16 protein-coding genes and 1 other annotated feature are annotated in these 13,209 nt (G+C 50.1%); of the genes, 7 read left to right on the top strand and 9 right to left on the bottom strand.

The window, feature by feature from the left end; translation table 11 throughout:
• The 6 genes from pheS to thrS form a co-directional block, all read right to left on the bottom strand.
• The gene (gene pheS, locus OGY19_RS08210; RefSeq protein ID WP_003832580.1) at window positions 1–984 is read right to left on the bottom strand and encodes a phenylalanine--tRNA ligase subunit alpha; all 984 of its coding nucleotides are present in this window, start codon (window positions 982–984) and stop codon (window positions 1–3) included.
• A gap of 124 nt (window positions 985–1,108) precedes the next feature.
• Window positions 1,109–1,233, bottom strand: a sequence feature (Phe leader region).
• The gene (gene pheM / locus OGY19_RS08205; RefSeq protein ID WP_001386830.1) at window positions 1,184–1,228 is read right to left on the bottom strand and encodes a pheST operon leader peptide PheM; all 45 of its coding nucleotides are present in this window, start codon (window positions 1,226–1,228) and stop codon (window positions 1,184–1,186) included. It overlaps the preceding feature by 45 nt.
• A 120-nt stretch (window positions 1,234–1,353) precedes the next feature.
• Window positions 1,354–1,710, bottom strand: a complete 357-nt coding sequence (gene rplT, locus OGY19_RS08200; RefSeq protein WP_003030578.1) for a 50S ribosomal protein L20 — start codon at window positions 1,708–1,710, stop codon at window positions 1,354–1,356.
• Window positions 1,711–1,765: 55 nt separating this feature from the next.
• On the bottom strand, window positions 1,766–1,963 hold the full coding sequence (gene rpmI / locus OGY19_RS08195; protein ID WP_003030583.1) for a 50S ribosomal protein L35: 198 nt from the start codon (window positions 1,961–1,963) through the stop codon (window positions 1,766–1,768).
• 96 nt (window positions 1,964–2,059) lie between these two features.
• Window positions 2,060–2,602 carry a translation initiation factor IF-3 gene (gene infC / locus OGY19_RS08190; protein WP_048997935.1) on the bottom strand — a complete coding sequence of 181 codons (543 nt, stop codon included), beginning with the start codon at window positions 2,600–2,602 and terminating at the stop codon, window positions 2,060–2,062.
• A 3-nt stretch (window positions 2,603–2,605) separates the two neighbouring features.
• Window positions 2,606–4,534 carry a threonine--tRNA ligase gene (gene thrS, locus OGY19_RS08185; protein WP_040233697.1) on the bottom strand — a complete coding sequence of 643 codons (1,929 nt, stop codon included), beginning with the start codon at window positions 4,532–4,534 and terminating at the stop codon, window positions 2,606–2,608.
• 303 nt (window positions 4,535–4,837) lie between these two features.
• Here thrS and yniD point away from each other — a divergent pair, with 303 nt between their 5' ends.
• Window positions 4,838–4,945: a small membrane protein YniD gene (yniD, locus tag OGY19_RS08180; protein ID WP_003030590.1), complete on the top strand. Its 108-nt coding sequence runs from the start codon at window positions 4,838–4,840 to the stop codon at window positions 4,943–4,945.
• Between the two features lie 165 nt (window positions 4,946–5,110).
• On the opposite strand, the gene OGY19_RS08175 is transcribed toward yniD, so the two are convergent.
• Window positions 5,111–5,869 carry a DUF481 domain-containing protein gene (locus OGY19_RS08175; RefSeq protein WP_048211874.1) on the bottom strand — a complete coding sequence of 253 codons (759 nt, stop codon included), beginning with the start codon at window positions 5,867–5,869 and terminating at the stop codon, window positions 5,111–5,113.
• Window positions 5,870–6,156: 287 nt separating this feature from the next.
• On the opposite strand from OGY19_RS08175, the gene pfkB reads away from it, so the two are divergent.
• Together pfkB and OGY19_RS08165 are read left to right on the top strand one after the other, a co-directional pair.
• Window positions 6,157–7,086, top strand: coding sequence for a 6-phosphofructokinase II (pfkB, locus tag OGY19_RS08170; protein WP_115602134.1), 930 nt, complete (start codon window positions 6,157–6,159; stop codon window positions 7,084–7,086).
• A 270-nt stretch (window positions 7,087–7,356) separates the two neighbouring features.
• Entirely contained in the window at window positions 7,357–8,217 is an 861-nt protein-coding gene (locus OGY19_RS08165; protein ID WP_101741711.1) for a fructosamine kinase family protein, read from the top strand.
• Window positions 8,218–8,292: 75 nt separating this feature from the next.
• Here OGY19_RS08165 and OGY19_RS08160 read toward each other — a convergent pair whose 3' ends face one another.
• Window positions 8,293–8,829, bottom strand: coding sequence for a YniB family protein (locus OGY19_RS08160; protein WP_048211877.1), 537 nt, complete (start codon window positions 8,827–8,829; stop codon window positions 8,293–8,295).
• Between the two features lie 167 nt (window positions 8,830–8,996).
• Here OGY19_RS08160 and hxpB point away from each other — a divergent pair, with 167 nt between their 5' ends.
• The 4 genes from hxpB (at window position 8,997) to tcyP (ending at window position 12,784) form a co-directional block, all read left to right on the top strand.
• Window positions 8,997–9,665, top strand: a complete 669-nt coding sequence (gene hxpB, locus OGY19_RS08155) for a hexitol phosphatase HxpB (protein ID WP_115602136.1) — start codon at window positions 8,997–8,999, stop codon at window positions 9,663–9,665.
• 147 nt (window positions 9,666–9,812) lie between these two features.
• Window positions 9,813–10,574: a 2-dehydro-3-deoxy-D-gluconate 5-dehydrogenase KduD gene (gene kduD, locus OGY19_RS08150; protein ID WP_115602137.1), complete on the top strand. Its 762-nt coding sequence runs from the start codon at window positions 9,813–9,815 to the stop codon at window positions 10,572–10,574.
• Window positions 10,575–10,657: 83 nt separating this feature from the next.
• A complete protein-coding gene (locus OGY19_RS08145) occupies window positions 10,658–11,257 on the top strand; it encodes a metal-dependent hydrolase (protein WP_086523651.1) in 600 nt (199 codons plus the stop codon).
• Window positions 11,258–11,392: 135 nt separating this feature from the next.
• Window positions 11,393–12,784: a cystine/sulfocysteine:cation symporter gene (gene tcyP, locus OGY19_RS08140; RefSeq protein ID WP_061067781.1), complete on the top strand. Its 1,392-nt coding sequence runs from the start codon at window positions 11,393–11,395 to the stop codon at window positions 12,782–12,784.
• A gap of 65 nt (window positions 12,785–12,849) precedes the next feature.
• Here the strand turns inward: tcyP and cedA are convergent, their stop codons facing one another.
• Entirely contained in the window at window positions 12,850–13,113 is a 264-nt protein-coding gene (gene cedA / locus OGY19_RS08135) for a cell division activator CedA (protein WP_071887334.1), read from the bottom strand.
• Window positions 13,114–13,209: the final 96 nt, after the last annotated feature.

The raw sequence follows: 13,209 nt of genomic DNA, 5'->3' as shown, positions 1-13,209 counted from the left end.
TTATTTAAACTGTTTGAGGAAACGCAGATCGTTTTCGAAGAAAGAACGCAGATCGGTAACGCCGTAACGCAGCATGGTCAGACGCTCCATCCCCATTCCGAAGGCAAAACCGGAGTAGATTTCTGGATCGATACCAACGTTACGCAGCACGTTCGGGTGAACCATGCCGCAGCCCAGTACTTCCAGCCATTTTCCGTTTTTGCCCATCACGTCAACTTCCGCAGAAGGTTCAGTGAACGGGAAGTAAGAAGGACGGAAACGAACCTGCAGGTCTTCTTCAAAGAAGTTGCGCAGGAAATCGTGCAGCGTACCTTTCAGGTTGGTGAAGTTGATATTGGTATCAACGATCAGGCCTTCCATCTGATGGAACATCGGGGTGTGCGTCTGATCGTAGTCGTTACGATAAACGCGGCCCGGGGCGATAATACGGATCGGCGGCTGTTTTTCCTTCATGGTGCGGATCTGCACGCCGGAAGTCTGTGTGCGCAGCAGACGCGTTGCATCAAACCAGAAAGTGTCGTGGTCAGCGCGCGCCGGGTGATGGCCAGGAATGTTCAGCGCATCGAAGTTGTGATAGTCATCTTCGATTTCCGGACCTGTCGCCACGGTAAAGCCCAGCTCACCGAAGAAACTTTCAATACGGTCGATAGTACGCGTTACCGGGTGGAGTCCACCATTTTCGATACGGCGTCCCGGCAGGGAGATATCGATAGTTTCTTCAGCCAGGCGCGCGTTCAGCGCGGCACTTTCTAATTCGGCTTTACGCGCGTTCAGCGCTTGCTGTACCTGCTCTTTGGCTTCATTGATTACCGCACCTGCTGCCGGGCGCTCTTCCGGTGGCAGCTCGCGCAGGGTTGTCATCTGAAGGGTCAGGTGCCCTTTCTTGCCCAAATATTCGACGCGGACATTGTCTAACGCGGCAACATCTGAAGCCTGGTTAATGGCGGCCGTTGCACTGGCAACCAGCTCTGCGAGATGTGACATGGTTTTCCTCGTTATGTTGCGATATTCACTAGTCGCTCGTATATACGCAAAATCATTCAAGTTGTATCAACGCAGCAAAAGAGCGAATGCAGCCAATACAGAGACAACTTGAAGGATGACGCGTATAAAAAAAGCCTCCACCAGGGAGGCTTTTAGGCGCTGTTTTCCGTTTCTTCTTTCACGCGCAAGCCTCCTGATTTCAGGTGCTAAAGTAAAAGAAGAAGCGGAAAATAGCAGCATTCATGCTTGCGTTACCTTGTGTGGTAAAAACCGGACAACCTTTATTGAAAAGGCTTACGGATAAATTGTCAACTAATTGATTGCACTACAAATAAAAGAGAGGGAGCCAGGCTCCCTCTTTTCACCGGCTTATGCCAGAGCTGCTTTCGCTTTTTCGACCAGAGCGGTGAACGCTACTTTGTCGAATACTGCGATGTCAGCCAGGATCTTACGGTCGATTTCAACAGAGGCTTTTTTCAGGCCGTTGATGAATTTGCTGTAAGAAATACCGTTCTGACGTGCTGCTGCGTTGATACGCGCAATCCACAGTTGACGGAACTGACGCTTTTTCTGACGACGGTCACGATAAGCGTACTGACCAGCTTTGATAACAGCCTGGAAGGCAACGCGGTATACGCGAGAACGCGCACCGTAGTAGCCTTTAGCTTGTTTCAAAATTTTCTTGTGACGTGCACGGGCAACTACACCACGTTTTACGCGAGCCATATGTGCTCTCCTGTCTCTATATTCTTAGTAAAAAAATGAATTAAACGTTAACGGCTTATGCGTACGGCAGGCACGCGATAACCAGACCCAGATCGCCTTTAGACACGAGGCCTTTTGGACGCAGGTGACGTTTACGCTTAGTAGATTTTTTGGTCAGAATATGACGCAGGTTTGCGTGCTTACGCTTAAATCCACCACCACCGGTTTTTTTGAAACGCTTAGCAGCACCGCGTACGGTCTTAATTTTTGGCATTTTAATAACTTCCACTTCGCATTGTTAATAAACGAAACGTAGGCGAACAACGGCTGTGGAACCCGTAGGCTCCACAGACATTGCTACTTGAAGGCCTTACTGTTTCTTCTTAGGAGCGAGCACCATGATCATCTGGCGGCCTTCGATCTTCGTAGGGAAGGATTCGACTACTGCCAGTTCACTCAAATCGTCACGGACGCGGTTGAGCACTTCCATACCGATCTGTTGGTGGGCCATCTCACGACCGCGAAAACGCAGCGTGATCTTAGCCTTATCGCCATCTTCCAGAAAGCGTACCAGGCTGCGGAGTTTTACCTGGTAATCGCCATCGTCGGTGCCAGGACGGAATTTAATTTCCTTAACCTGGATAACTTTTTGCTTTTTCTTCTGTTCCTTAGAAGACTTACTCTTTTCATAAAGGAACTTGCCGTAGTCCATAATACGACAAACTGGCGGTTCGGCGTTAGGGCTGATTTCAACTAAATCTACTCCAGCTTCTTCAGCCTTTTCGATCGCTTCTCTCAGACTCACAATACCCAAAGCTTCGCCTTCCAGACCTGTTAAGCGAACTTCCAGGGCGCGAATCTCGCCATTGATACGATTCGGACGTGCCGTTTGAACTCGTTTTCCGCCTTTAATACCTTATTCCTCCAGTTGTTGAAGACTGCGGCTGCGAATCTCTTGTTGCAGCTTCTCAATCACTTCATTTACGTCCAGGCTGCCCAAGTCTTTGCCACGACGGGTGCGCACGGCAACTTTGCCTGCTTCTACCTCTTTGTCGCCACAGACCAACATGTAAGGGACACGACGTAAAGTGTGCTCGCGGATTTTAAAGCCTATCTTCTCATTTCTCAAGTCTGCTTTTACACGAATACCCGCATTTTGTAGTTTCTGCGTTAATTCGTTGACGTATTCAGACTGAGAATCGGTGATGTTCATGACCACAACCTGAACCGGCGCAAGCCAGGTCGGGAAGAAGCCAGCGAACTCTTCGGTCAGGATACCAATGAAACGTTCCATCGACCCAAGAATTGCGCGGTGAATCATAACCGGCACCTGGCGTTCGTTGTTTTCGCCAACATAAGAGGCGCTTAAACGGGACGGCAGAGAGAAGTCCAGCTGTACAGTACCGCACTGCCATGCACGATCGAGGCAGTCATACAGGGTAAATTCAATTTTCGGACCGTAGAATGCGCCCTCACCCAGTTGGAACTCAAACGGGATGTTGTTTTCTTCCAGCGCAACGGCCAGGTCAGCTTCAGCACGGTCCCACATTTCATCGCTACCGATACGTTTTTCGGGGCGAGTGGACAGTTTGACGACGATTTTCTCGAAGCCAAAGGTGCTGTACATATCGTAGACCATACGAATGCAGGCGTTAACTTCATCGCGAATCTGCTCTTCAGTACAGAAGATATGTGCATCATCCTGAGTAAAGCCACGTACACGCATCAGACCGTGCAGCGCACCTGACGGCTCGTTACGGTGACAGCTACCAAATTCAGCCATACGCAACGGCAGATCGCGATAGGATTTCAGACCCTGGTTAAAGATCTGCACGTGGCCCGGGCAGTTCATAGGTTTAATGCAGTACTCACGGTTCTCAGACGAGGTCGTGAACATTGCATCTTTGTAGTTGTCCCAGTGACCTGTTTTTTCCCACAGCACACGGTCCATCATGAACGGACCTTTAACTTCCTGGTACTGATATTCTTTCAGTTTCGAGCGAACAAAAACTTCCAACTCGCGGAAGATAGTCCAGCCATCGTTATGCCAGAACACCATACCCGGTGCTTCTTCCTGCATATGATACAGGTCAAGCTGCTTACCAATTTTGCGGTGGTCTCGCTTGGCCGCTTCTTCCAGGCGTTGCAGGTAGGCATTCAGGGCTTTTTTATCGGCCCATGCAGTACCATAAATACGCTGCAGCATCTTGTTATTGCTGTCGCCACGCCAGTATGCCCCTGCGGTCTTCATCAGTTTGAAGTGATGGCAGAAACGCATGTTCGGCACGTGCGGGCCACGGCACATATCGACATATTCTTCATGATGGTACAAGCCAGGCTTGTCATCATGGGCGATGTTTTCATCAAGAATAGAGACTTTATAGGTCTCGCCACGCTTCACGAAGGTTTCGCGCGCTTCGTACCAGCTGACTTTCTTCTTAATGACATCGTAGTTTTTCTCAGCGAGCTCGTGCATCCGCTTCTCGAGCGCGTCGACATCTTCCTGGGTTAACGTACGGTCAAGATCGATATCGTAGTAAAAACCGTTGTCAACAACCGGTCCGATCGCCATTTTGGTGTTCGGCCAAAGTTGTTTGATCGCATGCCCTAACAGGTGCGCACAAGAGTGACGAATGATCTCCAGACCTTCTTCATCTTTCGCGGTGATGATGGAGAGTTTCGCATCATGTTCAATCAGATCGGAAGCATCTACCAGTTCACCGTTAACACGGCCAGCAATAGTCGCTTTAGCCAGACCTGGACCGATGTCCAGCGCAACATCCATGGGGCTTACAGCGTGGTCGTAATGGCGTTGGCTGCCATCAGGAAGAGTAATAACAGGCATGTTATATCCTTATTTGCAGTGGTGCCCCACACGTAAGAGCACATACAAAGATTCAATATTTAAAATTATCAAAAAGGTCTGGGCTGATTCCCGCTTCACTCTGCGAAATATGTCACAGGTCACCTGACTGGTAACACTGGACCTACGCCCGTTTTTTGATAACACCGTTTGACAGTGTACACGGCATTAGGATGCGATCAAAGCAACAATCAACGTGCACTCTATGATGTAAATCAATTCACTGACACCCTGACGTCTTTGTTACACTTGTAGAAAGTCATTTCACCGGAGCAGGAAAAAACAATGCCAACAAACCGCTTTGCGAAGAAACACTGGAAGATGGTGGTGATCCTGCTGGTTATTTGTGCGGCAATGCTGATGCTGCGTTGGGCAGCAATGATCTGGGGTTAAAATACTGGCCGCTTTTCTGGTTCCGTTGTATTTATCAATTAAATCGAATTCATCTGAAAAATAGCGAGTTATCGATAAGCATTAAAAATAAAACACAGATTAACTTTTAAATAAACTTAACGTTAATAGATAAAAGCCGGGCCAATTATTTGGCCCGGTTTGTCATTACATACGATAGCCGAGCGAAAGCGTCGTGCGGCGATCGGTATGTTCCGGCGCGGTTGCCGGCGGTTCGGAGTTCCAGGTGACGTTGTACGCGACCTTCAATCCAAAGTGTTCGTTGATGGCAACGTTTAAGGCCGTTTCAGAGTTAAGCGTTGTATCATCTGCACCAAATACCGACACTCCCTGAGTAAACTTGGTGTTGTCCGTCATCTGCCACGCATAAGCCCCGGACGCATAACCTAACGGTTGCGTTTCAGTGGTGCCATCAGTGTGCTCGTCATAACGTACACCAGGACCGAATTCAAAGCGGAAACTGTGTACCGGTCCATTAAGAAACTGGCGACCATAACCGGCCGTTAGCACGTCACGCTCACGGTATCCGTTATAACGGTCTGTTAACCAACTGGCCTGACCAAAGAGATAGTCATAGTCAGTCATGTTGTAACGACTACGACCACCTACAGCATATTTCTCAGATGAACGCTCATCATTTGAGGAGGTGTTGCTGGCATTTCCCCACAGAGACCACGCCGTAGATTGACCATACCAGGTCATGGTGGTGTCGGCGGTTAAAGAAGAACTTTTTGTGTTGCCTGACTGGGCAAGATATCCCGCGTTCAGGTTACCTTCAAAGGGTTTTTTCGCGCTGGAAGGGTCATCCATGACAGTAAAAACGGAATCATCGGCGGCGGCATGCATTGACGCAAACACGCACCCCGTCAGCAATACTGCTGCGGGCACTGTCTTCAAAAGCTTCATTTATAAAGAGTCCGTACAACAAAAAAAGAGACCATAACGGTCTCGGAAACTTTCATGTGGATCAATGACAAAAGACCCTTGAAAGGTAACAAATTATAAAAAGACTCGAATAACATAGCAATAAATTCTTATTTCATTTTTTGAATAAGAGCGTTCCTAATCCTTTATTTTATTTATATATCTTTGGCACGAGAATTTTAAATAAAGCTGCGAGAAATCATGTTGTTAATTACTTCACTTTCGTGGCGTTAAGTGCCAGACTGGGGTCAGCCTAACAGGAGGTAAAGATGGTACGTATCTATACGTTAACACTTGCGCCCTCTCTCGATAGCGCAACAACCACTCCACAAATCTACCCCGAAGGTAAACTTCGCTGTACCTCACCAGTTTTTGAACCTGGCGGCGGAGGCATCAACGTCGCCCGCGCCATTGCCCATCTTGGCGGAACTGCAACGGCCATCTTTCCGGTCGGTGGTGCAACCGGCGAGCACTTAGTTTCTTTACTTGCCGACGAAAATGTTCCCGTCTCGACTATCGAGGCTAAAGACTGGACCCGACAAAATCTCCATGTCCACGTCGAATCCAGCGGCGAGCAGTATCGTTTTGTCATGCCCGGTGCAGCGCTGACTGATGACGAATTCTACCAATTGCAGGATCAGGTACTGGAAATTGAATCGGGTGCGATACTGGTCATTAGCGGCAGTTTGCCGCCCGGTGTACAAATAGAAAAACTGACCCGGCTCATCACTACCGCACAAAAACAGGGCATTCGCTGCATTGTCGATAGCTCCGGTGAGGCGCTGGCGGCGGCGTTAGCCATCGGCAATATCGAACTGGTAAAACCCAACCTCAAAGAACTGAGTGCGCTGGTAAACCGCGAACTGACACAGCCCGATGACGTCCGCAAAGCGGCACAGGAGATTGTACAAAGCGGCAAAGCGCTTCGCGTTGTGGTCTCTCTTGGGCCACAAGGGGCGTTGGGCGTCAATCAAGAAACGTGCGTCCAGGTCGTCCCTCCGCCGGTGAAAAGCCAAAGTACCGTTGGTGCAGGCGACAGTATGGTCGGCGCAATGACGTTGAAACTGGCAGAAAATGCCTCGTTTGAAGAGATTGTGCGTTTTGGCGTCGCTGCGGGTAGTGCAGCAACGCTGAATCAGGGCACGCGGCTGTGCGCATTGGACGATACGCAAAAAATATATTCGTATCTTGCCCGATGATGACGCACTCCCCCTTATCAGGCATAAGGGGGATTTACCCACAAAACTGTCGGCATACGTATTATGCGTCTATGATAAAAAATCATGTGATTACAAAGAAGTGAATCATGTTAAACCTAAAGTCGCAATTTCTCAGGGAGGTGTGGAAGAACGACATACAATTAATGCCTTTCCAGCGATGACGCGTCTATGGTGTGCGTCAGTTCGTGTTTTTTTACCGCATTCTTGCGCTAACCTTATGATCTGGCAGACAACATGGGGAGAGACATCATGTGGCAGGCTATCAGTCGTCTTTTAAGCGAGCAATTAGGTGAAGGCGAAATCGAACTGCGTAATGAACTGCCCGGCGGAGAGATTCACGCCGCATGGCATTTACGCTATGCGGGGCGCGATTTTTTCGTCAAATGTGATGAAAGAGAGCTGTTGTCTGGCTTTACGGCGGAGGCAGACCAGTTAGAACTGCTTTCCCGGAGTCAAACCGTCTCTGTTCCCAAAGTCTGGGCAGTAGGAGCAGACAGAGATTACAGTTTTCTGGTAATGGATTTTCTCCCTCCCCGCCCGCTTGATGCCCATAACGCGTTTATTCTCGGACAACAGCTTGCGCATTTGCATGAATGGAGCGATCAACCACAGTTCGGCCTCGACTTCGATAATGCACTCTCCACTACGCCACAACCCAATGCCTGGCAGCGTCGCTGGTCAACCTTCTTCGCCGAGCAACGCATCGGCTGGCAACTGGAACTTGCGGCGGAAAAAGGCATTGCGTTTGGCAATATTGACGCCATTGTCGATCATGTTCAGCAACGACTCTCCTCCCATCAGCCACAACCTTCTCTCCTGCACGGCGATTTGTGGTCGGCAAACTGTGCGCTCGGGCCGAATGGCCCCTACATCTTTGACCCCGCCTGTTACTGGGGTGACAGAGAGTGCGATCTGGCAATGTTGCCGTTACATACCGATCAACCGCCGCAGATTTATGACGGTTACCAGTCTGTCTCGCCGCTACCGTTAGATTTTCTCGACAGGCAGCCTATCTATCAGTTGTATACGTTGCTGAATCGGGCAATTCTGTTTGGCGGGCAGCACCTGGTGGTGGCGCAAAAAGCGATGGAAAGGTTACTGGCGGCTTAACGTATAAATAGCCCGAAGGCGGCTTTGCTTATCAGGCCTGACGCTTCACGTAGTCCAGGCCTGATAATATCGGACTTACAAAAATCCCAGTAATGAAAAGAAGAAATAGCCGATCACGATAACAATCACCGGCAAAATATAGAGCGGGAAGATTTGTAAAAAGATCGTATGATGTGGCACGACAATACGCGACTCAATTTGCTCACGCGATAACCCTTCACTGCCTTTTGCCTGTTCCAGAATCAACTGATCTTCAACGCCCTCGCGTAAAAAACGCGCCTGACGACTCATTCTGGCGCCAGAGTCCTGCAATGCCAGACCGATGAATATCAGAATGAAAATCAGCCAAAAAACAAGATTCAGTCCGGTCTGAAAATCCGGTGTCGGCGAGTTATACCAAAACAGATTGAGAAACGGTGTATTCACCCGCATCATGTCGATCATCACGTGGGCAAAATCGAGCATGACCGCATTAATCCCTTCCTGCTTTTCGCTGTGCGCGTACATAAACTTCAGTACTGAAACCAGTGTTGAAATCAGCGCCGGGATGAAAATCACCCATCCCAGCAACCTTTTCAAGACGGCAATGCGTCCAGCTTGTTGATACGTCATGAGTTCCCCTTGATAAAGACGTGTCATTTTGGCCTAAGTTTACCCGTTGATAACCGTTTTCGCCTGATCTTTAAAGGCGGTATACTGCCAAATTAGCCATAATGAACGCTTAGAGCTCGTTCTGGTGGGCTCTTAATCCCTGTTATCACCGTAAAGGAGAGGTTGTGATGTCAACCCCGCGTCAAATTCTTGCTGCAATTTTCGATATGGATGGATTACTGGTCGATTCTGAACCGCTTTGGGATCAGGCCGAACTGGATGTGATAGCAAGTTTAGGCGTAGATATCACCCGCCGCCATGAACTTCCCGACACGCTTGGTTTACGTATCGATATGGTTGTTGATCTTTGGTTTGCGCAGCAACCGTGGAACGGTCCCTCACGTCAGGAGGTCACCGAGCGCATCATCACCCGGGCCATTGCGTTAGTGGAAGAAACAAAACCGCTGCTGCCGGGTGTGCGTGAAGCCGTGGCGTTGTGCAAATCTCAGGGAATCAAAGTAGGACTGGCATCCGCTTCGCCGCTGCATATGCTGGAAAAAGTGCTGACCATGTTTGATCTGCGCAACGACTTCGACGCGCTGGCTTCTGCAGAAAAACTGCCTTACAGCAAACCGCATCCGCAGGTTTACCTCGATTGTGCGGCGAAACTGGGCATTGACCCTATAAACTGCGTTGCGCTGGAAGACTCGGTAAATGGCATGATTGCTTCAAAAGCCGCCCGTATGCGTTCCATCGTCGTACCAGCGCATGAGAATCAGGACGATCCTCGCTTCGTTCTTGCCGATGTCAAATTAACCTCACTCACCGAACTCACTGCCGTTCATCTGCGCGGCTAATCCTGTAACGGGCAATGATCGTATTGCCCGCCCTCTCAGATTTTTTATTTTTAAAACATCGTTTCACTTTTAATTGTGTTTCTGTTTAACCTCTCCTATCCTTGCCCTATAGAGCAAGCGTTAATGACATAAATAGTTGAGGTAAACATGATTCAGGAAGCTTTTCGTCTCGAAGGTAAAGTAGCCATCGTCACTGGATGTGACACCGGCCTTGGGCAGGGTATGGCAGTGGCGCTGGCTGAAGCGGGCTGCGATGTAGTCGGCGTGAATCGTAAAATACCACATGAAACCGCAGAGAAAATTAACGCCCTCGGTCGGCGTTTTATGGCCATTCAGGCCGACCTCAGCCAACAAGAGGCGCTGTCTGGCATAGTGACCCAAACTGTGGCCACGTTTGGCCGGGTCGATATTCTGGTCAACAATGCGGGAACCATACGTCGTCAGGATGCGCTGGATTTTAGTGAAAAAGACTGGGATGACGTGATGAATCTGAATCTCAAATCCGTTTTTTTCCTGTCACAGGCAGTGGCGCGCCAGTTTCTGGTTCAGGGCAACGGCGGAAAAATCATTAACATTGCCTCAATGCTCTCTTTTCAGGGCGGAATCCGCGTTCCTTCCTACACCGCATCAAAAAGTGGCGTGCTTGGAATCACCCGCTTACTGGCTAATGAGTGGGCGGCTCAGGGAATTAATGTCAATGCCATCGCACCCGGTTATATGGCGACCAATAATACCCAGCAGCTGCGCGAAGACAGTACGCGTAATCAGCAAATTGTCGATCGTATTCCCGCAGGGCGCTGGGGAACACCGGATGACTTGCAAGGCCCGGTCGTTTTTCTCGCCAGCCAGGCTTCTGACTATATCAATGGTTACACGCTTGCCGTGGACGGCGGTTGGTTGGCGCGTTAATCGTGCATTTGTGACAAAGGGTTACAACGTCACCTCTTCCGCCTACTGTATAAAACCCCTATACTGTATGAATTGACAGTTCATTGGGTTTTATCATGACGGCGGAAGGCCACCTTCTTTTTTCTATTGCCTGTGCGGTATTTGCCAAAAATGCCGAGCTGACGCCCGTTCTTGCTCAGGGTGATTGGTGGCATATTGTACCTTCGGCCATTTTAACCTGCCTGCTACCCGATATCGATCACCCGAAATCCCTGCTCGGGCAGCGGCTGAAGTGGATATCAAAGCCTATTGCCCGGGCATTTGGCCATCGCGGGTTTACTCACAGCCTGCTGGCCGTCTTTGCCCTGCTGGCCACGTTTTACCTGAAAGTTCCGGATAGCTGGATAATCCCGGCCGATGCCTTACAAGGTATGGTTCTCGGTTATCTCAGTCACATTCTGGCTGACATGCTGACTCCGGCAGGCGTTCCCCTGCTTTGGCCCTGCCGCTGGCGTTTTCGTCTGCCCATCCTCGTGCCGCAAAAAGGCAACCAACTGGAACGGTTCCTGTGCATGGCGCTGTTTGCCTGGGCTATCTGGATGCCGCAGACCGTACAAGAGAACAGCGCGGTACGCTGGTCATCACAGATGATTAATACGCTGCAAATGCAGTTTAATCGTTTTATAACGCACCAGGTTGACTAATAAATCGGCCAAAATGTCATTTTAGGTATAAACAATTCCATTTGAATATAAGAGGCAAGTCACAGTTCTGCTAATCTTGCGCCAACAGAATCACCATTGCATGGTGATACGCATAATAAGATCAGGAGAACGGGGATGAACTTTCCATTAATCGCGAACATTATCGTGTTCGTAGTACTGCTGTTCGTGCTGGCGCAAGCCCGCCACAAACAGTGGAGTCTGGCCAAAAAAGTACTGGTCGGTCTGGTCATGGGCGTGGTGTTTGGTCTCGCCCTGCATACCATTTATGGCTCCGACAGCCAGGTTCTTAAAGATTCCGTACAGTGGTTCAACATTGTCGGCAACGGTTATGTCCAGTTGCTGCAGATGATTGTCATGCCGCTGGTATTTGCGTCTATTCTCAGCGCCGTTGCGCGTCTGCACAACGCCTCTCAGTTAGGTAAAATCAGCTTCCTGACCATCGGCACGCTGCTGTTTACTACGCTGATTGCCGCACTGGTCGGGGTTCTGGTAACCAACCTGTTCGGCCTGACCGCCGAAGGCCTGGTGCAAGGTGGTGCCGAGACTGCACGTCTGAACGCTATTGAAGCCAACTATGTTGGCAAAGTGGCTGACCTCAGTGTTCCGCAGCTGGTACTGTCGTTTATCCCGAAAAACCCGTTTGCCGATCTGACCGGTGCTAACCCGACGTCGATTATCAGCGTCGTTATTTTCGCGGCCTTCCTGGGCGTTGCGGCACTTAAACTGCTGAAAGATGATGCGCCAAAAGGCGAGCGCGTATTAACGGCTATCGATACCCTGCAAAGCTGGGTGATGAAGCTGGTTCGTCTGGTGATGCAACTGACTCCGTACGGTGTTCTGGCGCTGATGACCAAAGTGGTTGCCGGTTCCAACCTGCAGGACATCATTAAGCTGGGTAGCTTCGTCGTTGCCTCATATCTCGGCCTGGGCATTATGTTCGTCGTACACGGCATCCTGCTGGGTATTAACGGCGTTAGCCCACTGAAATACTTCCGCAAAGTCTGGCCAGTACTGACTTTCGCCTTCACCAGCCGTTCCAGTGCCGCTTCTATTCCACTGAACGTTGAAGCGCAAACCCGCCGTCTGGGCGTCCCTGAGTCCATCGCCAGCTTTGCCGCCTCTTTTGGTGCAACGATTGGTCAAAACGGTTGTGCGGGTCTGTATCCGGCGATGCTGGCCGTGATGGTGGCACCAACTGTCGGCATTAACCCGCTGGACCCAATGTGGATTGCCACGCTGGTGGGTATCGTGACCGTCAGTTCTGCAGGAGTTGCGGGTGTGGGCGGCGGCGCGACCTTCGCGGCACTGATCGTACTGCCTGCCATGGGTCTGCCGGTCACACTGGTTGCTCTGTTGATCTCAGTTGAACCGCTGATCGATATGGGGCGTACTGCATTGAACGTTAGCGGTTCCATGACCGCTGGTACGCTGACCAGCCAATGGCTGAAACAGACCGATAAATCGATTCTGGACAGCGACGATCACGCCGAACTGGCGCATCGCTAAAAGCCTGTCTGCGCAAAACAAAAAACCGCCAGTGAGTTATGCTCCGGCGGTTTTTTTATATCCGATTAATCGCTCAGTTCGTTTTCCTGGCGAATCTGGTTAGCCCAGCGCTGGGCCGACTCCGGAACCGTAAATGCAGGCGAACGCTGAAACGCCTCCCCCATTAAGACAAAAGCGACATATTTTCCGCGCAGTATCCATACGTCACGAAACGCATCCATTTTCACCGCATGCTCTGGCGGAGCGGGCTCCACGCGAGGAACATAGCTGATGACCGGACGATTTTGTTGGCGAAGAGGTTTCATAATCAGTTGCTTCACTAAAGACAAATTCTAAAAATCTGAAAAACGCTATCTTAGCTGATTTTACCCCTGGACGGTGCAAAAACAGTGAATTCGTGAAGTGGGTGGCGATAATGGGGGGAA

It is taken from the genome of Citrobacter sp. Cy070, assembly GCF_030332245.1.
GTDB classification, from domain to species: Bacteria; Pseudomonadota; Gammaproteobacteria; order Enterobacterales; family Enterobacteriaceae; genus Citrobacter; species Citrobacter youngae.
The sequence above is the reverse complement of the archived record's forward strand: the minus strand, read 5'-3'. Positions and strand labels throughout refer to the sequence as shown.